The following is a 25,509-nucleotide window of genomic DNA, read 5'->3' as shown; positions in this document are numbered from 1 at the left end:
CCCTCTGGCCTGCCGGCCATCTCCCCCACAAGGGGGGGGGAGAAAACAAGCCGCCCCGCCTCCGTCCCCATCGGCACGGAAAACAGCGCGGCAGGTTAAGCCCCTCCCCCTTGTGGGGAGGGGTTGGGGAGGGGAATGCCCTCACACATACCGGTTGACGACGTTCTCCAGATATTCCTGACGGCCGGAGACCGGTTCCGGATTGATGTTTTCGCGCTCCACCATGGCGGCGATCTCATCGAGCTTGTATTCGCCGCGCAGCATCTTCTGGGCTTCCGGGCTTTCCCACTTCTCGTAGCGGGCATCGAGCGGCTTCTTCAGCGCGCCGTCCTCCAGCATCCGGGCGGCTGCCTTCAAGCCCCGCGCGCAGCAATCCATGCCGCCGATATGGCCGATCAGCAGATCCTGCGGATCGAGCGACTGGCGGCGCAGCTTGGCGTCGAAATTGGTGCCTCCGTTCTTGAAACCGCCGCCCGCCAGCACGTGATAATAGGCAAGCGCCATTTCCGGCACGTTGTTGGGGAACTGATCGGTATCCCAGCCGGACTGGTAGTCGTTGCGGTTCATGTCGATCGAGCCGAAAATGCCGAAGGCGTTCGCCATGGCGAGCTCATGCTCGAAGGAATGACCGGCCAGGATCGCATGGCCCTGCTCGATATTGACCTTCACTTCCTTCTCCAGCCCATGCTTCTGCAGGAAGGCATAGACGGTGGAAACGTCGTAATCGTACTGGTGCTTGGTGGGCTCCTGCGGCTTCGGCTCGATGAGGATCGTGCCCTCGAAGCCGATCTTGTACTTGTATTCGACGACGAGGTTGAGGAAGCGGCCCATCTGGTCGAGCTCGCGGGAGAAATCCGTGTTGAGGATGGTTTCATAGCCCTCGCGGCCGCCCCACAGCACATAGTTGGAACCGCCGAGGCGCTTGGTGGCATCGAGGCAGGTCTTCACCGTCGCCGCGGCGAAGGCAAAGACGTCCGGATCCGGATTGGTAGCCGCGCCCGCCATATAGCGGCGGTGCGAAAACATATTCGCCGTGCCCCAGAGGAGTTTCACGCCGGTTTCGGCCTGCTTCTTCTCGAAATAGTCGACGATCTCGTTGAGGTTCTTCGTGTTCTCCGCGAAATTATTGCCTTCCGGGCGAACGTCCGCGTCGTGGAAGCAATAGAAAGGCGCGCCGAGCAGCGAGAAGAATTCGAAGGCGACATCCGCCTTCATCTTCGCCGCTTCCATCGTGTCGGAGAACCAGGGGCGCTGGAAAGTCTGGCCGCCGAACGGATCGCCGCCCGGCCAGGTAAACGAATGCCAGTAAGCGACCGCGAAGCGCAGATGATCCTCCATGCGCTTGCCGGCGACGATCTCGTCCGGATTGTAGAAGCGGAAGGCCAGCGGATTGGTGCTGTCCGGTCCCTCGTATTTGATCTTCGAAATATCGCCGAAAAATCCTGTGCTCATGGTCATATCCTCCTTGGCAACTCGTTAAACTACGAAAAGTCCCCCTCTGCCTGCCGGCATCTCCCCACAAGGGGGAGAGGACCAGAGCATCGCCTGCCCATTCGGGAAAGCGAAGTTCGGGGCACTGGAGCCCCTCCCCCTTGTGGGGAGGGGTTGGGGAGGGGTCTTCACCCTTCCCGATCAGGATCAATTCAATGCGCCAGCGCCTTCAGCGCCGGATAGAGCGCCCGGTAGCGGGCATAAGCCGTCTCGTAGGCTTCCGAGAGCGGCCCGACCGGCTCGATCGTCTCGGCCGTCTCGGGTGCCGAGCACACCGCGAGCGGGTGCGCACCTGTCGCCGCGATGAGGCCGAGGCGTGCCGCGCCGAAGGCCGCGCCGAAATCGCCGTCCGCCGGGATATCCACCGGCACGCCGAGCGAGGTGGCGATCGAGGCAAGCCAGTAGCGGGAGCGCGAACCGCCGCCGATCGCCGTAACGCGGGAGATCGAGGTGCCGGCGGATTTCAGCGCTTCGAGATTATCCCTGATCGCAAAAGTGACGCCTTCCAGCACCGCCTGGGTCAGCACCGCGCGGCTCGATTCGTGCTCGAGCCCGATGAAGGCGCCGCGAATGGCGGCATCGTTGTGCGGCGTGCGCTCGCCGGAAAGATAGGGCAGGAAGGTGACGCCCGTCGGCGCTTTCAGTTTATCGCCGAGCTCGGCGGTAAGATCGGCGGCGGATTTGCCGGTCACATGCGAATGCCAGTTGAGCGCGTCGGTTGCCGACAGGATGACGCCCATCTGATGCCAGGTCTTCGGGAGCGCATGGCAGAAGGCGTGGACGGCGCTTTCCGGCTTCGGCAGATAGGAAGCGTTTGCGGCAAAGAGCACGCCGGAGGTCCCGAGCGAGACGAAGGCATGCCCCTCGCCGACCGTGCCCATGCCGCAGGCCGAGGCCGCGTTGTCCCCTGCCCCGCCGGCCACCACCACGCCTGCGCCCATGCCCCAGTTAAAGGCGAGTTCGCCGCGCAGCCTGCCGGCCTGATCGGTACCCTCGACCAGCGATGGCATCTGCCTTTCGGAAAGGCCGGTCGCAGCGAGCAGTTCGCCGGACCACTTGCGAGCCCCCGTATCGAGCCAGGAGGTGCCGGCCGAGTCCGACATTTCCGAAATGTGCTCGCCGGTCAGCCAGAGGCGCAGATAATCCTTCGGCAGCAGGACCTTGGCCACTTTTGCGAAGATTTCGGGTTCATGCTTCTTCACCCAGACGAGCTTGGGCGCGGTGAAGCCCGGAAACACGATATTGCCGGTGATCTGGCGGAACCGGGAATCGGCGTCGAGAGCCGCCGCCTCTTCATGGGAACGCGTATCGTTCCAGAGGATGCAGGGGCGCAGCACCTTGTCCTCGGCGTCGATGAGCGTCGCGCCATGCATCTGGCCGGAAAGGCCGATGCCCTTCACGGCGGCGAGCTCCTTCGGGAACTTGGCCTTCAGCCCGGCGACAGCTTCTTCGGTCGCGCGGATCCAGTGCGCCGGGTCCTGTTCCGACCAGCCCGAATGCAAGCGCGAGACTTCCAACGAGCCGCTGGCCGAACCGACGATCTTCTGATCGCCGTCGATCAGCATGGCCTTCACGCCGGAGGTTCCGAGGTCGAGCCCTAGATACATGGTGCTTCTCCTAATGGGATGCGCTGCCTCACGGCAGATTGTCTTTCAGGAATATGTCGATACGAATGCGCTCCTGCGCGGCGATCACCGGCAGGCCGTCCGCCTTGGCTTTCAGCACGCGGATCGCGCTTCTCACTTCGTGGCCGGCATCCTGATTGAGCACCGCATCGATCGTCCCATCCATGAGAGCGGCGCGCGTGGAGGCCGTCAGTTCGTGGGCGATCACCACCGGCCGCTCCCGCCTTGTCTGCACAGCCCGGATGAGACCGCGATTGCCCGCTCCGAGGCTGTAGATACCGGCGATATCGGGATGGTTCGCGAATGCTTCGGCAAGCGCCGTTTCGGCAAGCGTCGGGTCGTCCCTGCCCTCAAGCACCGGCAGGATGTCGAGATCGGGAAAAGAGCCCCCGACAACTGCCGAGAAACCTTCCAGCCGCTCGCGATGGTCGCGCACCAGCATGGAACCGGCAAGCACCGCGACCTTTGCCTTTCGGCCGGAGAGGAAACGTCCCATGAGGCCGGCGGCGGTGCGGCCGGCGGCGATATTGTCGATACCGGCATAATGGTCGCGACCCGAATCCGGCAGGTCGGAAACCAGAGTGACGACGGGAATACCGGCCGCCTGCAGCCGCTTGGCCGCCGCGCGCACTTCGGGCGTATCGATCGCCACGAAGGCGGCACCGGCCGGCCTGCTCTCCACCACCGCGTCAAGCGCGCAGACCAGCGCTGCCGGATCGAAGGGCGGCACCTCGATGATGCGGATATCGGTGCGCTCCGCACTGGAGCGGGCGATCGCCCCGCGTACTTCCTCGGCCAAACCGATCATGAAGGAATTGTCGTTGGCGGGAAGGATGAAGGTGAAGGCATAGGTCCGGCCCTTGGCGAGATTGGCGGCGGCGAGATCGCGCACATAGCCAAGCGTCGAGATTGCTTCCTCCACCCGGCCGCGGGTGATCTCGCGCACACCGGGCCGGCCGTTCAGCACGCGGTCCACCGTGGCGAGGCTGACGCCCGCGATCTTCGCGATGTCGTGGACAGTGGGCTTCATGTCTCCTCCGCCGACCTTCGTAGCCGAATTTCTGAGGTACGTAAATCAGAAATCTGAGGTACGCCCTTCAAAAATTGCGGGACGCGCAAAAGCAAAGGGCCGTCGCTTGCGCGGCGGCCCTCCGGCGGTGGATTTCCTTGAAATTCAATGGCCTCCGCCACCGCTTCCGGCCGGCGGCGCCGCGGGTTTGGAGATCAGCATGACGAGCAGGATGAGGCCTGCGAAGAGGCCGGTCAGCGTCAGGAACACGTCGATGAAGGACATCAGCCAGGCCTGCTGGGTAATCATGCCCGAGAGCCTCTGCATGGCCGCGGTGGCGCCGTCGAGGCCGTAGGAATCGAAATTGGCGCCGACGCTGTCGAGCCAGTCGAGAGCAGCCGGATTGCCGTAGTTCACGTGTTCGGAAAGGCGGGCATAGTGCTCGTCGCTCCGCTGGGTCAGCATGGTGTTGATGATCGCAAGACCGACCGCGCCGCCGAGGTTGCGGGTGAGATTAAAGAGGCCCGACGCATTGCGGATGCGGGCCGGCGGCAGCGTACCGAGCGCGATGTTGTTGATCGGCACCATGCACAGCATCATCGAGCAGCCGCGCAGGATCTGCGGGATCAGGAGTTCGTAGAAATCCCAGTCCTGGGTCAGCCCGGTCATCAGATAAGTGCCGAGCGCGAAGCCGCCGAAGCCGATCGCCATCATCAGGCGCGGATCGAGCTTGTTCGACAGAAAGCCCGCGACCGGCGCCGTGAAGAACATGGCCAGCCCCGAGACGAACATGGTCTCGCCGATCATCAGCGAATCGTAGCCGCGGATGCGTCCGAGATAGAGCGGATAGAGATAGGTGAGGCCGTAGAGACCGATGCCCATTACGAAGGAGAAGAGCGAGCCGAAGGCGAAGTTGCGGTTGGCGAAGGCGCGCAGATCCACCACGGGGAACTCCACCTTGAAGGCCCGGAAGAAGAACACCACCGCTCCGATCACCATCACGACGGAGCCGACGACGATATGCTCGTCGCTGAACCAATCCTTGTTGTTGCCCTCTTCCAGCACGTATTCCAGCGAGCCGAGAAAGAGGCCCATGGAGATGAGGCCCCACCAGTCGAACTTCTTCCAGAGGCTCATCTCGGGTTCGTCGAAATCGATCAGCAACCAGGCAAGCGCGGTGACGATGATGCCCGGCACGATGTTGACGAGGAACAGCCAGTGCCAGGAAAAGGCATGGCTGAGATAGCCGCCGACCGTCGGACCGATGGTTGGCGCAAGCGTGGCGACCAGGCCGATGATCGGTGAGACGATGGCGCGCTTGGAGGGCGGGAAGATGGTGAAGGCGGCCGCGAAGACCGAGGGGATCATGCCGCCGCCGATAAAGCCCTGGATCGCCCGATAGACAATCATCTGCTCGATATTGGTCGCGGTGGCGCAGAGCGCCGAGGCAAGGGTGAAGCCCGCCGCGCATATGGAAAAGAGCACGCGCGTGGAAAGGATGCGCGCAAGCGTGCCCGAAAGCGGGATCATGATGACTTCGGCGATCAGATAGGACGTCTGCACCCAGGCGACCTCATCCGAGCCGGCGGAAAGGCCGGCCTGGATTTCGGCGAGCGAGGCCGAGACGATCTGGATGTCCAGGATCGACATGAACATGCCGAGCACCATCGCGAAGAACGCGATGAGCTTGCGTCTGTCCATGGGTTGATCGGCGGAGCCTGCCTGAGAGGGGGCGCCCGCAACGGCCGTCGTTGCCATGGCCGTTCTCCTTGAAGCTTCGTCCGGTTACTTTACCGCCGCCACGGCATTGCCGCCGGCGGGCGCGGTACGGGTATCGACATCGACGACGACGCTCAGGCCCGCGCGCAGATGCTGCTGCTCGAGATCGTCCTTCGGAATGGAGATCCGGACCGGAACGCGCTGCACGACCTTGGTGAAGTTGCCGGTGGCGTTTTCAGGCGGCAGCAGCGAGAAGACCGCGCCCGAGGCAGGCGAAACGGATTCCACCGTGCCGATGATCGGACGATCCTCATAGGCATCCACATGCACGCGGACCTTCGAGCCGACCTCGATATGGCCGAGCTGCGTTTCCTTGAAATTGGCCGAGATGTAGAGTTCGGTCAGCGGAACGAGCGCCGCGAGACGCTTGCCGGCGGATACGAGATCGCCGGTCTGGACCGCCAGATTGCCGACGATACCGTCATAGGGCGCCTTGAGAACCGTGAAGTTCAGGTCGCGCTCGGCCTTGTCGCGGGCGATTTCCTGCACCCGGATGGTGTTGTCGGCCTCGTTGCGCTGGGCATGGAGAAGCTCGATATTGGCGCGAGCGGACGCGACATTCGCCTGGCCGGCGACAAGATTGGCCTTGGCCTCATCCAGCGCGATATTGGCCTTGTCGAGATCGGCCGTGGTGCCGACCGACTTGGAGGCGAGTTCGCTGGCGCGCTTCTGAGTGATCTCGGCGCCGCGGAGAGACGCTTCAAGCGCGCCCTGCTGCGCCTCGGCCTGCTTCAGCGTGGCCTGAGCGCCGACGATCTGGGCATCGATGCGGGAAACGGCGAGCCTGGCGCTCTCGATATTGGCGTTAGCCTGTTCGAGCGCGAGCCGGTAATCGCCGTCGTCCAGGGTAACGAGCGGATCGCCGGCCTTCACGGCCTGGTTCTCGACCACGTCGACCTTCGCGACATAGCCGGAAACCTTCGGCGAGATGATGGCGATATCGCCTTCGACATAGGCGTCGTCGGTGGTCACAAGGAACCGCCCGTCGGTCCACCAGTTGTAACCGTACCAGGCCGCCCCGCCGAGGAGCGCAACGACAAGGACGGGCAGAAGAAAGCCGCGGCGCTTCTTCTTCTGGGGTGGGCTGACGGCCGGCGCCGCGATTGCATCCGCCGGCGGTGCTGCGGTAGGCTGTTCGGCCGCCGGAGCCTGCTTGCGGGCTTCGACTTCAACAGATTCCGCGCTATCATTCGTCACGGCGCGCAGGGCGCCCGTATTATGGGAGGACGTCATTTTGGTTTACCGTCGTCGGAGGTGCTATCGTCTGTCGAACCGCTTGTCTCAATCGAACCGTTCGGTTCAGCGCCGCTTGACATAGGCCCTTCGGTACCACATATCAAGGGCAAATCGAACCGATCGGTTCGAAAAAGTTAAAGGGGCATGAAACATGACCAGAACGAGAAAGGACGAGCTCTGCGGGCAGGGCCCGCCGGGCCGTTTCGCCGCAGGCGAGGACCCGGCCAAACGCGAGCAGATCATTGACGGCGCCAAGCGCATATTCATGAAACTCGGCTTCGATGCCGCCAGCATGAACGACATCACGCGCGAGGCGGGCGTCTCGAAAGGCACCATCTACGTCTACTTCCAGAACAAGGAAGACCTTTTCGCGGCGATGGTGGAGCGTGAGCGGCAACGCATCACCTCTGCGATGCAGGACGTGCTGCAGGGCAGCGAGGAAGTCGAGGACGGCCTCTTCCGCTTCGGCATGGGCTTTGCGGCTCACACCACCTCGCCCGGCGTCATCAGGGCGATGCGGACGATGACCGGAGTGGTCGATCGCATGCCGGGGCTCTGTCAGCAGTTCTTCAGCTCACCGGCGAACATCCGCACAGTGCTGCAAGCCTTTATCGAGCGGCATGTGATGCTGGGCACGCTGAAGGTCGAGGATACGGACCTGGCGGCGCGCCAGTTCATCGAGCTTTCCAGCGGCATGTTCTTCAAGTTCCGCCTGTTCGGCGAACTCAACGACGTGCCGCCGAAGGAAGAACTCGAACGGGTGGTGAGAAGTGCCGTGAAGGTCTTCATGGCCGCCTATGGCACTGTCGAGAAACCCGCAATGGTGAAAATGGCGGAACCAGCCTGAATTCAGGCGGTTCCGCCGCAACTTCCCCTTGTCTTATTCACGCCGATCCTTAAATCGGACGGGGCAATATGCCTTGTGATCGAGAAAGGGACATTGGATGGATATCGCAGCGCTCGTCGCAGACCCCACCGCCTGGGTGGCGCTCGTCACCCTGGTGGTGATGGAAGTGGTACTGGGTATCGACAACCTCATCTTCATATCCATCCTCACCAACAAGCTTCCGCCCGAGCATCGCGACAGGGCACGCAAGATCGGCATCGGGCTTGCTCTCATCATGCGCCTGGCGCTTCTCGGCACCATCGCCTGGATCGTCCAGCTCACGCAGCCGGTCTTCACGCTGTTCGATCACGCCTTCTCCTGGAAGGACATGATCCTGATCGCCGGCGGTCTCTTCCTCGTCTGGAAGGCAACCAAGGAAGTTCATCACACCGTCGATCCCGTCGATCATAAGGAAGACATGGTCGGCGGCACCGCGGCCATGACCTTCGGCTCGGCGATCACACAGATCCTGATCCTCGATCTCGTCTTTTCGATCGACAGCATCATCACCGCCGTCGGCATGACTCCGCATGTGCCGATCATGTTCGTCGCCGTGATCGCGGCGGTCACCGTGATGCTGCTGGCGGCAACCCCGCTCGCCAACTTCATCGAGCGTAACCCCACCATCGTGATGCTGGCGCTCGCCTTCCTGCTGATGATCGGCACGACGCTGATCGCCGAGGGCATGGGCTTCCATGTGCCGAAGGGCTATGTCTACGCCGCTATGGCCTTCTCGGCGCTGGTCGAGGTCCTGAACATGTGGGCGCGCAACGCCCGGGAGAGAAAAAAGAAGGCAGGGCAGACGACGGTGCATTGATGCCTCTCACCTCCCCTTGAGGGGGGAGGTCGCCGCAAAGCGGCGGGTGGGTGACAAAACCCATAGACCGCTACTCGCACATATTACGGGTCACCCCACCCCGGACCTCCGGTTCTCAGGGGCGAGCCGCGTGTCTCGCCCCGTCCTCCGGACCCCACCTCAAGGGGAGGGTAAAAGCCCTTATCTCCGCGCCAGTTCCCGGTCGATCGCCGAGACGAGGCGGCTGTCGTCGGCCGTCACGTCCGGCGCGAAGCGGGCGGCGATCTCGCCGTTGCGGCCGATCAGGAACTTCTCGAAATTCCAGAGGATTTCGTTGTCGTCGGCAACCTCCATGCCGAGGCTGCGCAGACGCTCTTTCATGGGGCCATCCCCGGTCACCGGCGTGCCGGATGCCGTAAGTTGCTTGTACAGCGGATGCTTGTCCTCGCCCTTGACCGAAACCTTGGAAAAGATCGGGAACTTCACGTCATAGGTGGAGGTGCAGAATTCGACGATTTCGGCATCCGTGCCGGGCTCCTGGCCCTTGAAATTGTTGGCCGGAAAAGCAGCGATGACGAAGCCGCGCTCGCGCTTGTCCTCGTAAAGCTTCTCGAGGCCTTCGTATTGCTTGGTCAGCCCGCATTTCGAGGCGACGTTCACGACGAGCAGGACATTGCCCTTGTACTCGTTGAGCGAGGTCTCGCGCCCATCGGCAAGCTTTACCGGCACTTCCAGAATTCCACTCATTCGCAATCTCCATTAAACATGCGGCCGGGCCAAGTTATCCGGCTCCCGCCGAATGTCCAGCAACGTGACTGCACGCACCATGGCATTGATAACCGACGCAAAAGCGGCAAGTATCCCGCCGACAGCCCCATCACTTCCTCACCGCCCGGAGCAGCATGACCACAGACCAGATTTTCGCCTTCGCCGTCATCGCCGCGATGATGGCGGTCTTCATCTGGGATCGTTTCCGCTATGATGTCGTTGCCTGTTGTGCGCTGGTTCTGGCCGTCGTGCTGGGCGTCGTGCCGTTCGACAAGGCGTTTTCCGGATTTTCGGACGATATCGTCATCATCGTCGGCAGCGCGTTGATCGTCAGCGCCGGCGTGGCCCGTTCCGGCGTGGTCGATACCGCCATCAAGAAATTCTTCCCCAATCTGAATTCGGTGCGCACCCAGCTTGCGTTGCTGATGATCGTCGTCGCCGTGCTTTCCGCCTTCATCAAGAATATCGGGGCGCTGGCGATCATGATGCCGGTCGCCTTCCAGTTCTCGCGACGCTCCGGGGTTTCGCCATCGCTCTACCTGATGCCGATGGCCTTTTCCGCCTTGCTCGGCGGGCTGATGACGCAGATCGGTACCTCGCCCAATATCGTGGTCTCGCGGCTTCGCGAGGAGATGACCGGCACCTCCTTCACCATGTTCGACTTCACGCCGATGGGCGCGCTGCTGACGATCGTCGGCGTCACCTTTCTCCTGTTCTTTCACTGGCTGGTGCCGAGCCGCACGAAGCAGAACACGTCCATCGAAGACGTCATGGAGATCGCCAACTATACGTCGGAAGTCACCGTCACCGCCCAGTCCTCCGTAGTGGAAAAGCCTGTCAGCGCGCTCCTGAAGCTCGGCGACGGAGAGGTCATCGCCACAGCCGTGCTGCGCGGCACCACCCGCATGTCGCCTTTCCCGGACCTCACGCTGAAAGAGGGGGACGTGGTGCTGCTGGAGGGCTCGTCGGCAGCACTCGACCGCACGGTTTCGAGCGGCAGGCTGAAACTCTCCGGGAAACCGCTGACGGAGCGGGGCCAGGTACAGGCCGACATCATTTCCGTCGAGGCGATCATTTCGCAGGAATCCTCGCTGAAAGGGCTCTCGGCCAGGGAACTTGCGCTCTCCTACACCCGCGGCGTCAACCTGCTCGCCATCAGCCGGCGCGGCGAAAGGCTCACCGAGCGACTGGGCAGCATAACGCTGATGGCCGGCGACATTCTGGTTCTGCAGGGCAACCGCAGGAACCTGACCGCCGTGCTGCAGGATTTCTCGCTGCTGCCACTCGCCCAGCGCGAAGTGCTGCTCGGCACGCGCCGCCGCGCCTTCATTCCGCTCGTCATCCTGGCGCTCGCCATGGCGGCGACGGCGGTCGGCATCGCTCCGGTCTCGGTGGCATTCTTCGTGGCCGCGCTCGGCATGCTGGTCTTCCGCGCCATCCCGCTTGCCGACATCTACAAGTCCATCGACGGGCCGATCCTGGTCATGCTCGCGGCGCTGATCCCGGTTTCGGATTCGCTGCGCACCACCGGCGGTAGCGAGCTGATCGCCGGCTGGCTCGGCAATGCCGCGGCAAGCCTGCCCGCCTGGGGCGCGCTGGGCTTGATCCTGGTGACGACCATGGCGGTCACCCCCTTTCTCAACAATGCCGCGACGGTGCTGGTGATGGGGCCGATCGCGGCGAGCTTCGCCACCAATCTCGGCTTCAAGCCGGAGGCCTTCCTGATGGCGGTGGCGATCGGCGCGGGCTGCGACTTCCTCACTCCCGTCGGCCACCAGTGCAACACGCTGGTCTTCGGGCCGGGCGGCTACCGGTTCTCCGATTATCCACGCCTTGGACTGCCGCTTTCGTTCATCATCGTGCTCGTCAGCGTGCCGGCGCTGCTCTATGTCTGGCCGGTAGGGTAGCCATGCCGGCCAAAAACCTTGACGCCCGCGGCTGAATATGCGCTAAGGCCTGCCCAAATCGACATTCCCGCAAGCATGCACGCGCCGCTGAGGCGCCTGAAATCGAGCGACAATTCATGATCAATCCGACCCCGCGCGTCCGCATCGCCCCCTCGCCTACCGGCGAACCGCATGTCGGCACCGTCTACATCGCGCTTTTCAACTATCTCTTCGCCAAGAAGATGGGCGGCGAGTTCATCCTGCGCATCGAGGATACCGATGCGACGCGCTCGACGCCGGAATTCGAACAGAAAGTGCTCGACGCGCTGCGCTGGACGGGATTGACCTGGGCGGAAGGTCCCGATGTCGGAGGCCCCTATGGCCCCTACCGCCAGTCCGACCGCAAGGCGATGTACCAGCCCTATGCCCAGGAGCTTCTGGACAAGGGTCATGCCTTCCGCTGTTTCTGCACGCCGGAAAGGCTCGAACAGATGCGCGAGGCGCAGCGCGCTAGCGGCAAGCCGCCTAAATACGACGGTCTCTGCCTCAACCTCAAGGCCGAGGAAGTGACCGCGCGCTTGGGCGCAGGCGAAGCCTCCGTCATCCGCATGAAAATCCCGACCGAGGGCAACTGCGAATTCCATGACGGCGTCTACGGCGATGTCTCGATCCCGTGGGATTCGGTCGACATGCAGGTGCTGATCAAAGCCGACGGGATGCCCACCTATCACATGGCGAACGTCATCGACGACCACTTGATGAAGATCACCCATGTGGCGCGCGGCGAGGAATGGCTGGCGTCCGTGCCGAAGCACATCCTGCTCTACCGCTATTTCGAGTGGGAACAGCCGGTCTTCATGCATCTGTCGCTGATGCGCAATGCCGACAAGTCCAAGCTTTCGAAGCGCAAGAACCCGACCTCGATCTCCTACTATTCGGCGCTCGGCTATCTGCCGGAAGCGCTGATGAACTTCCTCGGCCTCTTCTTCATCCAGATTGCCGAGGGCGAGGAGCTTCTTTCTATGGAGGAGCTGGCGGAGAAGTTCGATCCGGACAACCTCTCCAAGGCCGGCGCGATCTTCGATATCCAGAAGCTCGACTGGCTGAACGGCCGCTGGCTGCGCGAGAAGCTGTCGCCGGAGGAATTCGTGGCGCGCACGCTCGAATGGGCATCGGAAAACAGCCGCCTGACGGAAGGCCTGAAGCTTTCGCAGAGCCGCATTTCCAAGCTCGGTGAACTGCCGCAGCTCGCGGGCTTCCTGCTTTCGAGCGATGTCGGCCTGGCGCCGGCCTCCTTCGCGGGTCTGAAGACCAGCCCGGCCGAGACGCTGGAGATCCTCAACACCGTGCAGGCCGATCTCGAAAAGATCCTGGAATGGAATGTCGAGACGATCGATGCGGAACTGCGCGCCGTTTCCGACAAGCTCGGCAAGAAGCTGCGCGTCGTTACCCCGCCGCTTTTCGTTGCCATGTCCGGGTCCTCGCGCTCGCTGCCGCTGTTCGACTCTATGGCGCTGCTCGGCCGCTCGGTCGTGCGCCAGCGGCTCAAGGTGGCCGCGACGGTAGTGGCGCAGATGGTGGGTGAAGGAAAGTAAAGGCATGCGCGACGGGTTCCCTCCCCCTTGTGGGGAGGGTTAGGGAGGGGTCTTTCTTTCCTAGTCGGAAACCCCTCCCCGTCGCTTCGCTCCGACCCTCCCCACAAGGGGGAGGGTTAAGCCCAGCCAGCCGCACCGGCGAAACAAGACAAACTTGCCTAAAGGCGAAACACGATGACCGAAACAAAGACCGAAACCGCCCTCTCCTCCGACGCGACGGAAGTCCGCGCCCAGAAGCTCAAGCTCCTGCGTGAGAAGATCGGCGACGTCTATCCGGCGCATTTCCACCGCACCATGACCAATGCGGAACTCGCGGAGAAATACCAGAACCTCGAGGCGGACGTGGAAACGCAGGATGTCGTGACGGTCGCCGGCCGCGTCTATTCCTCGCGCAATTCTGGCATGTTCATGGACATCCATGACGCATCCGGCAAGATCCAGATCTTCTCCCACAAGGATGTGACGCCGGAAGAAGCCCGTGACATGCTTCCGATGATCGATATCGGCGACATCATCGGCATCACCGGCACCGTGCGGCGCACCAAGCGCGGCGAGCTGTCGATCAACGCCCAGTCGATCATCATGCTCACCAAGTCGCTGCTGCCCATGCCGGAGAAGTGGCACGGTCTTTCCGATATCGAGCTGCGCTACCGCAAGCGCCATCTCGACATCATGACCAACGAGGAATCGAAGCTCCGCTTCCAGCAGCGTTCGAAGATCGTTTCCGGCATCCGCCGCTTCATGGAAAACGACGGCTTCATGGAAGTCGAGACGCCGATGCTGCAGGCGATCTACGGCGGCGCCACGGCCGAGCCCTTCAAGACGCATCACAACACGCTGAAGCTCGACATGTACCTGCGCATCGCGCCGGAACTGTTCCTGAAGCGCACGCTGGTCTCGGGGCTTACCGACAAGGTGTTCGAGATCAACCGCAATTTCAGGAACGAAGGCGTCTCCACCCGGCACAATCCGGAATTCACCATGATGGAGTGCTACTGGGCCTATGCGGATTACGAGGACATGATGGACCTCGTGGAGCGCATGTTCGCGCAGCTCGCCATGAGCATCCACGGTTCCACCGAGTTCAAGTTCCAGGACAAGGAGCTCTCCTTCAAGGGCCCGTTCAAGCGCGTTCCGATGCCGGACGCGGTGAAGGAAGCGACCGGCATAGACTTCCTCGCGATCAAAACCGACGAGGAAGCCCGCGCCGCTGCCAAGGGCGCCGGCTTCGAGGTGGAGAAGGACTGGACCTGGGGCGAATGCCTCGCCTTCATCTTCGAGGAGAAGGTCGAGGGCACGCTGATCCAGCCTTCCCACGTCACGCATTTTCCGAAGGACATCTCGCCCTTTGCCAAGGAAGTGCCGGGCGAGCCGCGCCTCGTCGAGCGCTTCGAGACCTATTGCAACACCTGGGAACTCGGCAACGCCTTCTCCGAGCTTAACGATCCGGAGGAGCAGCGCCGCCGCATGGTGGAGCAGCTCGATCAGGCCCATGTCCGCGGCGAAAAGGACAAGCAGCTCGATGACGAATTCCTCGACGCCATGGACCAGGGCATGCCGCCCGCCGGGGGCCTCGGCATCGGCGTCGACCGGCTGGTGATGCTGCTGACGGATTCTCCCTCGATCCGCGACGTGATCCTCTTCCCGGCGCGTCGCGCCAAGGCGGATTGAGCCGGTCTCGGCTGCAAGACGTACAATTCGAATGACTGAAGGCTCGTGCGTCTGAAGGCGCGCGAGCCTTTTCTTTTGCGTTCATCGCCGGTTCAGCGCCGAAGGCCGACCATGTTGCAATGGAAGGAGAAGGTCATGCGAACGCTTGTCCTGCTTGCCGCCGCCGCGATGACCGCAAGCCCGGCTCTGGCCGGAAGCCAGTCGTCGAACTCGAGTTCCAACAGCTCATCCGACAACGGTGTCGTGCGGGAGCGGCTGGTCGAAACCCATTGTGAAGACGGCTACTGCGAACGCTACGTCCGCAAACGCGTGTCCCGCGACGACGGACGACGCTACGAAAGCGAGCGGCTCCGGCGATATCGCGCCTATGACGATTGACGCCGGCAAGCTCTACCCGAGCCCGAATTCCCGTCAGCCGTCGTGCCCCGGCACAGGCTCTCCATGAGCGGTGACCGGCGCGCCATGCTCCGCCGTCACCGCTACCGCGTTCGGATCGATGCAATCCGCATCGTCGGTAAACGCCGCCACCATCGGCTTGACGTCCTCCAGCGGAAGATCGAAGCGGATTCCGTAATATTCTCCGGCCTCGCTCGCCGGACCGTCGAGATAATAGGCGGTATAGACTTGCGAGGCGGCGCCTTCCGGCACCTTCGAGAGATCGGGAATGTAGACGACCTGCGCGCCGATCATCCTTCCGCGCATCAGCGCTCGGTCCTTCGGACCGGCAGGGTCGAGCACCGTGACCTGGACGAGATCCGCCTTTTCATGCGCCTGAACGCTACGAGCCACGCGCAACGCCGTCCTCACCCGCGACATACCGTCGGCCCGCTTGTCCGCCGTCACGTATTTGCGCACCCAATACGTGCCGTCCCGCTTGATCCGGGCGGTCTGGACGGTGGTGCATTTGAGGCCGTTCGTCCCGGAAAAGGATGGACCGAGAAGCCGGTCGGCGCCGATAAATACGGCCGCCGTTCCGCTTGCGCTGCAAAGCACGAGAACGCCGCCGAAGGCGAGGAAGAGCGTCCGCGAGAAATTCAATCTCCGGACATTCACGGGCCGGACTCCGGCATGGTCAACTCCAATCTACGCAACACAAAGGTCATGGAACGGAGCGATCCTGCCGCATTCTAATTGAGGAAGCTTTAATTCATCCGCGGTTCGTATTTTCTGGAACTTCCTTTTTGCGAATGAGTTGCAATAGCATTGACAGCACGAAAAAGGTCGCTAGTTTGGATTGCGAATGAATTGCAAAAGGAGTTCAGCCCGCCATGGGTGCCAGGAAGTTCGTTATTGCCTTTGCCGCCCTGCTTCTTTCCCCGCTTGCCGCCTGGTCGCAGGAAGAAAAGCCGAAAGTGGTCACCACCTTCACCGTCATCGCCGACATGGCGAAGAATGTCGCCGGCGATGCGGCCGATGTGGAAAGCATCACCAAGCCTGGCGCTGAAATCCATAACTACCAGCCGACCCCGCGCGACCTTTTGCGCGCCCGCGATGCGGACCTCGTGCTGCGCAACGGGCTGAACCTCGAACTCTGGTTCGAAAAATTCCTCACCAATCTCGGCGACGTGCCGAGCATCACCGTGAGCGACGGCGTGGAGCCCATGTCGATCGCCGGCGGCGCCTATCAGGGCAAGCCCAACCCGCATGCCTGGATGTCACCGGAAAATGCGGTCATCTACGTGGAGAACATCCGCAAGGGGCTGACGGAGATCGATCCCGCCCATGCGGAAGTCTATGCCGCCAACGCCAAGGCCTATACGGACAAGATCCGCGCCGCGATCCAGCCGATCCGCGACGAGCTCGCCGCCCTTCCCGAGGATCACCGATGGCTGGTGACGAGCGAAGGCGCCTTCTCCTATCTTGCCCGTGATTTCGGCCTGAAGGAGCTTTACCTCTGGCCGGTCAATGCCGACGCTCAGGGCACGCCTCAACAGGTGAAGGCCGTGATCGACGCCATGCGCGAGCACAAGATCAACGTGATCTTCAGCGAAAGCACGGTTTCCGCCGAGCCCGCCGAGCAGGTCGCCCGCGAGACCGGAGCGAAATATGGCGGCGTTCTCTATGTCGACTCGCTGAGCGAGGAAGGCGGGCCGGTGCCCACCTATCTCGACCTTCTGCGCGTCACTTCGGAGACCATTGCAAAGGGACTTGCCCAATGATGATGGGAAAGACGAGGCCGGCCAGCGCCGGCCTCAGGATCGACAACATCACGGTCGCCTACCGCACGGGCCTCACGGCCCTGCGGCAGGCGAGCTTCACTGTTCCGCGCGGCACGATCACCGCGCTCGTCGGCGTTAACGGGGCTGGCAAATCGACGCTCTTCAAGGCGATCATGGGCTTCGTGCCGCTGGCCGAGGGCTCGGTGGAAATTCTCGGAATGCCCGCCCGCGAGGCGCTGAAGAAGAACCTCGTCGCCTATGTGCCGCAGGCCGAGGAGGTGGACTGGGACTTTCCGGTTCTCGTCGAGGACGTGGTGATGATGGGCCGTTACGGCCACATGAATTTCCTGCGCATTCCTTCCCGCCGCGACCACGAGATGGTGACCCAGGCGCTGCGGCGCGTGAACATGGAAGAATATCGTAAGCGCCAGATCGGCGAGCTTTCCGGCGGCCAGAGGAAACGTGTCTTTCTCGCCCGCGCGCTCGCCCAGGAGGGGCAGATCATCCTGCTCGACGAGCCCTTCACCGGCGTCGATGTGACGACCGAGGAGCAGATCGTCACGCTCCTGAAATCGCTGCGCGACGAGGGCCGGGTGATGCTGGTCTCCACCCATAACCTCGGCAGCGTGCCGGATTTCTGCGACCGCACCGTCTTCGTGAAGGGCACCGTGCTCGCCTACGGCAAGACGGAGGACACGTTCAACGAGGCCAATCTGGAAAAGGCCTTCGGCGGCGTGCTGCGCCACTTCATCCTCGGCGGCTCCGACCTGCACGAGGATGCCGACGAGCGGCGCGTGAAGGTCATCACCGACGACGAGCGCCCCTTCGTGACCTATGGCAGCAACGGCAACAAGCCGAAGGAGAAGGCGGATGCTCCAGACGCTTCTTGAACCCTTCACCTACGGCTACATGACCAACGCCATCTGGGTAAGCGCGCTGGTCGGCGGCGTCTGCGGCTTTCTCTCCGCCTACCTGATGCTGAAGGGCTGGTCGCTGATCGGCGATGCGCTCTCCCACTCCATCGTGCCGGGCGTTGCCGGCGCCTATATGCTAGGCCTCCCCTTTTCGCTCGGCGCCTTCATTTCCGGCGGGCTCGCGGCCGGCGCCATGCTCTTCCTCAACCAGCGAACAAGGCTCAAGGAAGACGCCATTATCGGCCTCATCTTCACCTCCTTCTTCGGCCTTGGCCTCTTCATGGTGTCGCTCTCGCCGACCTCGGTGAACATCCAGACCATCGTTCTCGGCAATATCCTCGCCATCACGCCGGCCGATACGCTGCAGCTCGTCATCATCGGCGGCGTCAGCCTCGCCGTCCTCGCGCTGAAATGGAAGGATCTGATGGTGGCCTTCTTCGATGAGAACCATGCCCGCACCATCGGCCTCAATCCGGATTTCCTGAAAGTGCTGTTCTTTACGCTGCTTTCGGCCTCCACCGTCGCGGCGCTGCAGACGGTCGGCGCTTTCCTTGTCATCGCCATGGTGGTGACGCCGGGCGCGACCGCCTACCTGCTCACCGACCGGTTCGAGCGGCTGATCCTGCTGGGGCTGGTGATCGGCGCGGCCACGAGCTTCATCGGCGCTTATCTCAGCTATTTCCTGAACGGCGCGACGGGCGGCATCATCGTCGTGCTGCAGACCGCGCTCTTCCTGATCGCCTTCCTGTTTGCGCCCAAGCACGGCATGCTGGCCGCCCGCCGACGGCTGCGCAGGACGCTCAAGGAGACGACATCATGAGCGGCTTTCTCGATTTCATCGATCTCGCGACCTTCCCCTTCCAGATCGATTTCATGCAGCGCGCCTTCATCGTGACGCTGATGATCGCCATACCCATGGCGATGCTCTCCTGCTTCCTGGTGCTGAAAGGCTGGTCGCTGATGGGCGACGCGGTCTCGCACGCCGTGCTGCCAGGTGTGGTGATCGCCTATATGCTGTCGATCCCGTTTGCGATCGGCGCCTTTGTGGCCGGCATGATCTGCGCGCTGGCGACGGGGTTCCTCAAGGAGAACAGCCGCATCAAGGAAGATACGGTGCTCGGCATCGTTTTTTCCGGCATGTTCGGGCTGGGTCTGGTGCTGTTCGTGAAGGTGCAGTCTGACGTGCACCTCGACCATATCCTCTTCGGCGATATGCTCGGCATCCTGCCTTCCGATCTCGTGGAGACGGGGCTGATCGCGCTTGTTGCAACACTCTTCCTCGTCATCCTGCGCAAGGACCTGCTGGTGCATTCCTTCGACGAACAGCATGCGAGGGCGATAGGTCTGCCCGTCCGGCTTCTGCATTACGGGTTGCTCGCGGTGCTCTCGCTCGCCGTCGTCGGCGCGCTGAAGGCGGTCGGCATCATCCTGTCTGTGGCCATGCTGGTAGCGCCCGGCGCCATCGCCTTCCTCCTGACACGCCGCTTCACCGCCATGCTGCTGACGGCCGTGGCGATTGCCGCCGGCTCTTCCGTTCTCGGCATCTATGTGAGCTTCTTCCTCGACAGCGCCCCTGCCCCGACCATCGTTCTTCTGATGACCGCGCTCTTCATCTTCGCTTTCGTGAAGACCACCATGACGGCCCGCACGGCAAGTTCGCGCTGACCCTCTTGCGCAGCTCAAGTCGCGGGTATATACCCGCGTCATGCCAAGCGAAACCTGCCACTGCATCGTGCTGCGCCAAGCCTCCCGGAAGGTCTCGTCCTACTATGACGAGGCGCTGGCTCCGCTCGGCGTGAACATCGGCCAGTTCAGCCTGCTACGCAATATCAACCGGCTGGCGCCCGTCTCGCTCACCGAGCTTGCCGGCAAGGTGGATCTCGATCGGTCGACAGTCGGCCGCAATGCGAAAGTGCTGGAGCGCATGGGTCTGGTCGCGATCGGTCACGGAGAAGACCAGCGGGAAGCCATGCTGACCTTGACCGAAAAGGGCCGCCATCTGCTCGAGAAAGGCGCGCCCCTCTGGGACGGCGTTCAGGAAGATATCGAGGTTCGGCTCGGGCCGGACAAGACGAGGCAACTGCTGGAGCTGCTCAAGGAGCTCTGATTCTTTTATTCAAAAGCGGGCATATACCCGCAAATCCCGCTGCAGCCGCGGCAACGATCAGGAAAGGGACGACAAGATGATCTCCACCAGCGCCGCCCGATGGATGGCCGGCAGAAACCTGCACTACGGGTGGGTGGTCGCCGCCACCACCTTCCTCACCATGCTGGCGACGGCGGGCGCCATGGGCTCGGCAGGCGTGATGATCCAGCCGCTGCACCAGGAATTCGGCTGGGATATCGCCGATATTTCCTCGGCCATGGCGGTCCGTCTCGTGCTCTTCGGCCTGCTCGGGCCTTTCGCCGCCGCCTTCATGAACCATTTCGGCATCCGCCAGGTGGTTTCGACGGCACTCGGCATGATCATGTTCGGCATCGTCGCGTCCTTCTTCATGACCGAGGTCTGGCAACTGCTGTTGCTCTGGGGCGTCGTCATCGGCATCGGCACCGGCATGACGGCGCTGGTTCTGGGCGCAACCGTCGCCGCCCGTTGGTTTTCGAAGCGCCGCGGTCTCGTCGTCGGTTTGATGACGGCGAGCAACGCTACCGGCCAGCTCGTCTTTCTCCCTATTCTGGCGGCCCTCACCGAAGCCTATGGCTGGCGCACCGCGCTGACGCTTGCGGTCGCCATCATCGCCACCGCCATGGTCCTCGTGCTTCTGCTGATGCGCGACTACCCGGCGGATGTCGGCCTGCCGGCCTATGGCGAAACGACGGTTTCGAAGCCCCCGAAGCAGGACCACAAGCTGCTGACGACGCTCGCTTCCCCGATCGTCACCCTGTACAGCGTCTCCGGCAACCCCGTTTTCTGGGTTCTGTTCGGCACGTTCTTCGTCTGCGGACTTTCGACCAACGGCCTGATCCAAACTCACTGGATCTCGATCTGCGGCGATTTCGGCATGGCAGCGGTAACGGCCGCCGGCACGCTTGCCGTCATCGGCATCTTCGATTTCTTCGGCACGATCTTCGCCGGATGGCTATCCGACCGGTTCGACAACCGTTTCCTGCTCTTCTGGTTCTACGGCCTGCGCGGTCTGTCGCTGATCTATCTCTCCTTCTCGGGCTTCAGCTTCGTGGAACTGTCGATCTTCGCGGTCTTCTACGGGCTCGACTGGGTGGCGACCGTTCCGCCGACCGTAAAGCTCGCGGCGGAGAACTTCGGCCGCGAAAAGGCGGGCCTCGTCTTCGGCTGGGTGTTTGCGGGCCATCAGCTTGGCGCGGCGACCGCTGCCTTCGGCGCGGGCTTCTTCAAGAGCGACTTCAATACCTACATGCCCGCACTGCAGATCGCCGGCGTCGCCTGCATGATCGCGGCGATTTCGGTCCTGCTGCTCAGAAAGCCCGGCTCCACGACGGCAGTGCCGCAGGCGGCTTGACCCATCCAAGCTCCTGGCGGCCAAATCGCGGCCGCCGGGAGGCCTGTTGCCAAAGACAGAATTCGCCGCCAGATTCGACGCAAGAACTACCGCTCGGACTGGAGGAACCATGTCGTCGATCGTCTCAGGCACCGCCGCACAATATGCCGACAGCCGCAGGCTCGCGGCCCGCGGGCGCCTCAACAGGGAATATACGATCGCGGAGATCGGCTGGTTTTCCTGGGTCGCACGGCAACTCCCGCTTGATCCCGGTGATCGCGTTCTCGATATCGGCTGCGGACCCGGCTGGTTCTGGGCTTCCGTCATCGGCGATGTGCCCGGAAATCTCGACCTGACATTGGCCGACCAGTCTGCCGGCATGGTCGAGGAAGCGGTGAACCGCTGCCGGACCTTGCCCTTCGGTTCAGTGGCAGGCCGGCAGGCCGAGGTCACCGCCCTCCCTTTCGATGACGGTTCTTTCGATGCCGTCATCGCCATGCACATGCTTTACCATGTGCCCGATCCAGTTACCGGAATGGCGGAAATGTTTCGCGTCCTGAAACCCGGCGGCGTGCTTGCGGTAACGACAAACGGTATCGGCAACATGCGCGAAATCTACGAACTGACGACCGTTTTCGGTAGCTCGCCGGTTGATCCCGGCGGCGCAGCTTTCGGGTACCAGAAGGCCGAGGAACTGATGGCCGCTCAGTTCGGCAACGTTACTTTCTCCGAGCATCCGGCACGCATGCGGATCACCGAGCCGGAGGACGTGTTCCTGGCGCTGACATCCTACCCGCCGGGAGACGGCGCAAGCGAAACGCAGCTCGCCGCCTTCCGCGAGGCGATTGCCGAAGCCTTCGAACGTGGCGGCGGCGTGCTCGAGGCTAGGAAGGAGACCGGCCTGTTCCTCAGCAGAAAAGCTTAGGCCATAGGCGCCATCCCGCCAAAAAGAAAAGGCCCGGAGCGATCCGGGCCTTTTGCCTTTCAGTACCTTCTGCTCGCTCAAGCCGCAGCGAGCGTCAGTTCCTTCTTGACCATGCTGCGCAGCGCCACAAGATCCTTGGCGAAGAGGCGGATGCCTTCGGAAAGCTTTTCCGTCGCCATCTGGTCCTCGTTGAGCGCCCAGCGGAACTGCTTCTCGTCGAGCGACTGGAGCGGCTCGGCCTTGAAGGTTTCCGGCGAAAGCTTGCGGTCGAGCGTGCCGTCGGCCTTATCCAGTTCTTCCAGAAGCGCGGGGCTGATCGTCAGACGATCGCAGCCGGCCAGAGCCTCGATCTCGCCAATGTTTCGGAACGATGCGCCCATGACGATCGTGGAGATGCCGTTCGCCTTGTAATAGTTGTAGATCTGACGGACGGAAACGACGCCCGGATCGGTCTCGGCGGTGTAATCCTGGCCGGTCGACTTCTTGTACCAGTCGAGAATGCGGCCGACGAAAGGCGAAATCAGGAAGACCTTCGCTTCCGCGCAGGCGATTGCCTGTGCCATGGAGAAGAGAAGCGTCAGGTTGCAGTCGATGCCTTCTCGCTGCAGCACTTCCGCCGCGCGAATGCCTTCCCAGGTGGAGGCGAGCTTGATGAGAATGCGCTCGCGCTCGATGCCGCGCTCCTTGTAGGCGGCGATGATCGAACGCGCCTTAGCGATCGACGCTTCGGTGTCGAAGGAGAGGTCGGCATCGACTTCCGTCGATACGCGGCCGGGCACGATTTCCGCAAGCGCCGCACCCACATCGATGGCGAGCCTGTCGGCAACCGCCGCGACGACCGCATCGTCCTGGCTGCCCTGCTTGCGGCCCCAGGCGATCGCGTCCTTCACCTTGTCGGCAAAGGCCGGCGTGCCAAGCGCTTTCAACACGATCGTGGGGTTCGTGGTGCAATCCACCGGTTTCAGGCGTGCGACCGCTTCGATGTCGCCGGTATCGGCGACGACCGTGGTCATGGAACGAAGTTGCTCAAGTTTCGACGTCATCCGAATAGTCCTCGATATGGAGATAAAACGCCTGTCGCGCGATTTTGCTCCCCCGGCGCCCTGCACAAACTATCGTCTGCGAGCCGCAGGGAAGTCAAGACATTTGTACATCGGAATTGACATATGTTTCACCTGTGGTGATATCATGGCCTTTATCGGGAAAGATAGAGGCTTCCGCCAGGGCGGAAAGATATCGGAGGTGTTTTGGCAAGGCTTAGACGGGAAACCCACACCGCATATTCCGACGCCGCCTCGCTGAGGCTGCGGGCCGCCTGGCTCTATTACAACCAGGGCCTGACGCAGAAGGACGTGGCCGAAAGGCTCGGCATCAGCCGTTCGACGGTGATCCGCATGCTCGACGAGGCGCTGAAGCGCTCCGAGGTGCAGATCTGGATCAGCGAGGGCATCGACGGCTGCGTGGAACTTTCGACCCGGCTGGAACAGGCCTATGGCCTGGATGAGGCAATCGTCGTGCCCGCGCCGCGCGATGACAGCCCGGCGGCGATGGCAAGCGCGGTAGGGTTGGCTCTCGGGCAGTTCCTGTCGGAAGTCGTGCAGGACGGTATGACGCTCGGGGTGGGCTGGGGCCGAACCATGACGGCCTCGCTCGCAAGCTTCCGTCCGCCGCGGCGCCAGGATTGCAAGGTGGTTTCCCTGCTCGGCGGGATCGTCGCCGTGCACCAGACCAACCCGATCGATTACACCTGGCGGCTCGCAAGCCAGCTCGATGCGGAATGCTACATGTTCCTCGCGCCGCTCCTGGTGGATTCGGTCGCCACCAAGCGGGCGCTGATCGAGGAATGCGGGCTGAAGACCCTCTACAATCTGGCAGAAAACCTCGACCTTGCGGTGGTGAGCTGCGGGGATATCGGCCCGCATTCGACCTCGCTTTCGGAAGGCTTCATTTCGAAGCGGGAACTTCAGGATTTGATCGCCGCCGGCTGCGTCTGCGACACCATGTTCAACTTCCTCGATGCCGAAGGCCGGTCGATCGCCCACCCGATCAATGAGCGGGTGATGTCCATCGATCTCGACACGCTGAAGAAGGCCCGGCACATCGTGCTCTCCTCCGGTGGGGCGCACCGGGCGGTCGCCATCCGCGCCACCATCCGGCGGATCGGCTGCAATACGCTGATTACCGACGAGAGCGCGGCACGGGAGCTGTTGAGGCTGGCGGAAGCTGAAACAAGGGCCGTAGTGTGACCCCCTCTGGCCTGCCGGCCATCTCCCCCACAAGGGGGGGAGAAAACCCGCGGCACGACCTCACCTCAACAGCGACCGGAGAACGGGGCAGTCAAGCCCCTCCCCTTGTGGGGAGGGGCTGGGGAGGGGATTTCAGAAACTCAAGCATTCCCCGCTTCCCAGCCGAGGATCGCCCGCTTGCGGGTGAGACCCCAGTGATAGCCGGTGAGCGCGCCGCTTTTGCCGAGCGCCCGGTGACAGGGCACCACGAAGGAAAGCGGGTTGCGGCCGATGGCGGCGCCCACCGCGCGGCTGGCGCTCGGCTGGCCGATATCGCGCGCGACGTCGGAATAGGTGACCGCCTTGCCGAAGGGGATCTTCAACAGGCTCTGCCAGACGCGTATCTGGAAGTCCGAGCCGATCAGCACGACGTTCAGCGGCTGCTCGGCCGACCATTTCGAACGGTCGAAGATGCGGCGAATGTAATGTGCGGTATCTTCGCGGTCCTCCACGAAATTCGCATTCGGCCAGCGGCGGGCCATATCCTCGAAACAGGGCTTCTCGCCGCCCTGATCGGCAAAGGCGAGGCCGGCCAGGCCGCGATCGGTCGCCATGACCAGCGCTATCCCGAAGGGCGAGGGATGGAAGCCGTAGCGGATGGTGAGCCCCTCGCCGCGCGCCTTCCACTCGCCGGGCGACATGGCCTCATGGGTGACGAAGAGATCGTGCAGCCGGCCGGGGCCGGAAAGGCCAAGTTCGTAGGAGGTCTCCAGCAGCGGCAGGCCCTCCTTGCCGAGCAGCCGCTTGGCATGGTCGAGCGTGACCGCCTGCAGGAAGGCCTTGGGTGACAGGCCCGCCCAGCGGGTGAAGACCTTCTGGAGCTGGGTCGGCGACTGGTCGAGTTCGGCGGCGATCGCCTCCAGCGACGGCTGATCGCGATAATCGAGCGTGATCATCTCGATCACGCGGCGCACGGTCTCGTAATCGGAGCCATCCGGCGTCACGTCGATGGCGGGTGCGTCGATCTGGGCAAGAGCATTCATGGTCTTTCTCCTTTGCCCCTAAAATGATCGCTAAGGACCGTCA

At 62.7% G+C, this 25,509-nt stretch carries 23 protein-coding genes; 14 read left to right on the top strand and 9 right to left on the bottom strand.

Translation table 11 applies throughout. The features are described 5' to 3' along the window. Window positions 1–141 precede the first annotated feature (141 nt). From xylA to ACE04I_RS22655, 5 genes are all read right to left on the bottom strand, one after another. Window positions 142–1,452 (bottom strand): xylose isomerase, encoded by a 1,311-nt coding sequence (gene xylA, locus ACE04I_RS22675; RefSeq protein WP_046794752.1) that lies wholly within the window; start codon window positions 1,450–1,452, stop codon window positions 142–144. 191 nt (window positions 1,453–1,643) lie between these two features. Continuing rightward, window positions 1,644–3,098, bottom strand: a complete 1,455-nt coding sequence (gene xylB / locus ACE04I_RS22670; RefSeq protein WP_046794753.1) for a xylulokinase — start codon at window positions 3,096–3,098, stop codon at window positions 1,644–1,646. 28 nt (window positions 3,099–3,126) lie between these two features. Next, entirely contained in the window at window positions 3,127–4,146 is a 1,020-nt protein-coding gene (locus ACE04I_RS22665) for a LacI family DNA-binding transcriptional regulator (RefSeq protein ID WP_046794754.1), read from the bottom strand. 144 nt (window positions 4,147–4,290) lie between these two features. Next, complete coding sequence (locus tag ACE04I_RS22660; protein WP_046794755.1) at window positions 4,291–5,883, bottom strand: DHA2 family efflux MFS transporter permease subunit; 1,593 nt, start codon at window positions 5,881–5,883, stop codon at window positions 4,291–4,293. Between the two features lie 27 nt (window positions 5,884–5,910). Then, entirely contained in the window at window positions 5,911–7,137 is a 1,227-nt protein-coding gene (locus tag ACE04I_RS22655; RefSeq protein ID WP_046794756.1) for an HlyD family secretion protein, read from the bottom strand. Between the two features lie 154 nt (window positions 7,138–7,291). Between ACE04I_RS22655 and ACE04I_RS22650 the strand changes: the two genes are divergently transcribed. Next, window positions 7,292–7,987, top strand: a complete 696-nt coding sequence (locus ACE04I_RS22650; protein ID WP_046794757.1) for a TetR/AcrR family transcriptional regulator — start codon at window positions 7,292–7,294, stop codon at window positions 7,985–7,987. Between the two features lie 97 nt (window positions 7,988–8,084). Next, on the top strand, window positions 8,085–8,843 hold the full coding sequence (locus ACE04I_RS22645) for a TerC family protein (protein ID WP_046794758.1): 759 nt from the start codon (window positions 8,085–8,087) through the stop codon (window positions 8,841–8,843). Between the two features lie 180 nt (window positions 8,844–9,023). Here the strand turns inward: ACE04I_RS22645 and ACE04I_RS22640 are convergent, their stop codons facing one another. After that, complete coding sequence (locus ACE04I_RS22640) at window positions 9,024–9,569, bottom strand: glutathione peroxidase (protein ID WP_487207617.1); 546 nt, start codon at window positions 9,567–9,569, stop codon at window positions 9,024–9,026. A gap of 155 nt (window positions 9,570–9,724) precedes the next feature. On the opposite strand from ACE04I_RS22640, the gene ACE04I_RS22635 reads away from it, so the two are divergent. The 4 genes from ACE04I_RS22635 to ACE04I_RS22620 all read left to right on the top strand — a co-directional run bounded on the left by ACE04I_RS22635 (window position 9,725) and on the right by ACE04I_RS22620 (window position 15,120). Then, on the top strand, window positions 9,725–11,497 hold the full coding sequence (locus tag ACE04I_RS22635) for an SLC13 family permease (protein ID WP_046794760.1): 1,773 nt from the start codon (window positions 9,725–9,727) through the stop codon (window positions 11,495–11,497). Between the two features lie 116 nt (window positions 11,498–11,613). Next, window positions 11,614–13,071: a glutamate--tRNA ligase gene (gene gltX, locus ACE04I_RS22630; protein ID WP_046794761.1), complete on the top strand. Its 1,458-nt coding sequence runs from the start codon at window positions 11,614–11,616 to the stop codon at window positions 13,069–13,071. 174 nt (window positions 13,072–13,245) lie between these two features. Further along, window positions 13,246–14,742, top strand: a complete 1,497-nt coding sequence (lysS, locus tag ACE04I_RS22625) for a lysine--tRNA ligase (protein ID WP_487207616.1) — start codon at window positions 13,246–13,248, stop codon at window positions 14,740–14,742. A gap of 135 nt (window positions 14,743–14,877) precedes the next feature. Continuing rightward, complete coding sequence (locus tag ACE04I_RS22620) at window positions 14,878–15,120, top strand: hypothetical protein (RefSeq protein ID WP_046794763.1); 243 nt, start codon at window positions 14,878–14,880, stop codon at window positions 15,118–15,120. A gap of 33 nt (window positions 15,121–15,153) precedes the next feature. Here ACE04I_RS22620 and ACE04I_RS22615 read toward each other — a convergent pair whose 3' ends face one another. Continuing rightward, on the bottom strand, window positions 15,154–15,795 hold the full coding sequence (locus ACE04I_RS22615) for a hypothetical protein (RefSeq protein ID WP_137326630.1): 642 nt from the start codon (window positions 15,793–15,795) through the stop codon (window positions 15,154–15,156). A gap of 215 nt (window positions 15,796–16,010) precedes the next feature. On the opposite strand from ACE04I_RS22615, the gene ACE04I_RS22610 reads away from it, so the two are divergent. The 7 genes from ACE04I_RS22610 to ACE04I_RS22580 all read left to right on the top strand — a co-directional run bounded on the left by ACE04I_RS22610 (window position 16,011) and on the right by ACE04I_RS22580 (window position 22,198). Further along, a complete protein-coding gene (locus ACE04I_RS22610; protein ID WP_046794764.1) occupies window positions 16,011–16,901 on the top strand; it encodes a metal ABC transporter substrate-binding protein in 891 nt (296 codons plus the stop codon). Beyond that, window positions 16,898–17,791 (top strand): manganese/iron ABC transporter ATP-binding protein, encoded by an 894-nt coding sequence (locus ACE04I_RS22605; protein ID WP_046794765.1) that lies wholly within the window; start codon window positions 16,898–16,900, stop codon window positions 17,789–17,791. The genes ACE04I_RS22610 and ACE04I_RS22605 overlap by 4 nt, the downstream gene beginning before the upstream one ends. After that, window positions 17,772–18,635: a metal ABC transporter permease gene (locus tag ACE04I_RS22600; RefSeq protein WP_046794766.1), complete on the top strand. Its 864-nt coding sequence runs from the start codon at window positions 17,772–17,774 to the stop codon at window positions 18,633–18,635. Before ACE04I_RS22605 ends, ACE04I_RS22600 begins: the two co-directional genes overlap by 20 nt. Continuing rightward, a complete protein-coding gene (locus tag ACE04I_RS22595) occupies window positions 18,632–19,480 on the top strand; it encodes a metal ABC transporter permease (RefSeq protein ID WP_046794767.1) in 849 nt (282 codons plus the stop codon). Before ACE04I_RS22600 ends, ACE04I_RS22595 begins: the two co-directional genes overlap by 4 nt. 40 nt (window positions 19,481–19,520) lie before the next feature. After that, a complete protein-coding gene (locus ACE04I_RS22590; protein WP_046794768.1) occupies window positions 19,521–19,922 on the top strand; it encodes a MarR family winged helix-turn-helix transcriptional regulator in 402 nt (133 codons plus the stop codon). Window positions 19,923–19,998: 76 nt separating this feature from the next. Beyond that, entirely contained in the window at window positions 19,999–21,294 is a 1,296-nt protein-coding gene (locus ACE04I_RS22585; protein ID WP_046794769.1) for an MFS transporter, read from the top strand. A gap of 109 nt (window positions 21,295–21,403) precedes the next feature. After that, entirely contained in the window at window positions 21,404–22,198 is a 795-nt protein-coding gene (locus tag ACE04I_RS22580) for a class I SAM-dependent methyltransferase (protein WP_046794770.1), read from the top strand. Between the two features lie 77 nt (window positions 22,199–22,275). Here the strand turns inward: ACE04I_RS22580 and tal are convergent, their stop codons facing one another. Next, window positions 22,276–23,241, bottom strand: coding sequence for a transaldolase (gene tal / locus ACE04I_RS22575; protein ID WP_046794771.1), 966 nt, complete (start codon window positions 23,239–23,241; stop codon window positions 22,276–22,278). Window positions 23,242–23,445: 204 nt separating this feature from the next. Here tal and ACE04I_RS22570 point away from each other — a divergent pair, with 204 nt between their 5' ends. Further along, on the top strand, window positions 23,446–24,444 hold the full coding sequence (locus tag ACE04I_RS22570; RefSeq protein ID WP_046794772.1) for a sugar-binding transcriptional regulator: 999 nt from the start codon (window positions 23,446–23,448) through the stop codon (window positions 24,442–24,444). Window positions 24,445–24,584: 140 nt separating this feature from the next. Here the strand turns inward: ACE04I_RS22570 and ACE04I_RS22565 are convergent, their stop codons facing one another. Next, a complete protein-coding gene (locus tag ACE04I_RS22565) occupies window positions 24,585–25,466 on the bottom strand; it encodes a methylated-DNA--[protein]-cysteine S-methyltransferase (RefSeq protein WP_046794773.1) in 882 nt (293 codons plus the stop codon). Between the last annotated feature and the right edge of the window lie 43 nt (window positions 25,467–25,509).

It is taken from the genome of Rhizobium moroccans (assembly GCF_057559155.1).
This window is presented reverse-complemented; position numbering and strand designations above follow the sequence as displayed.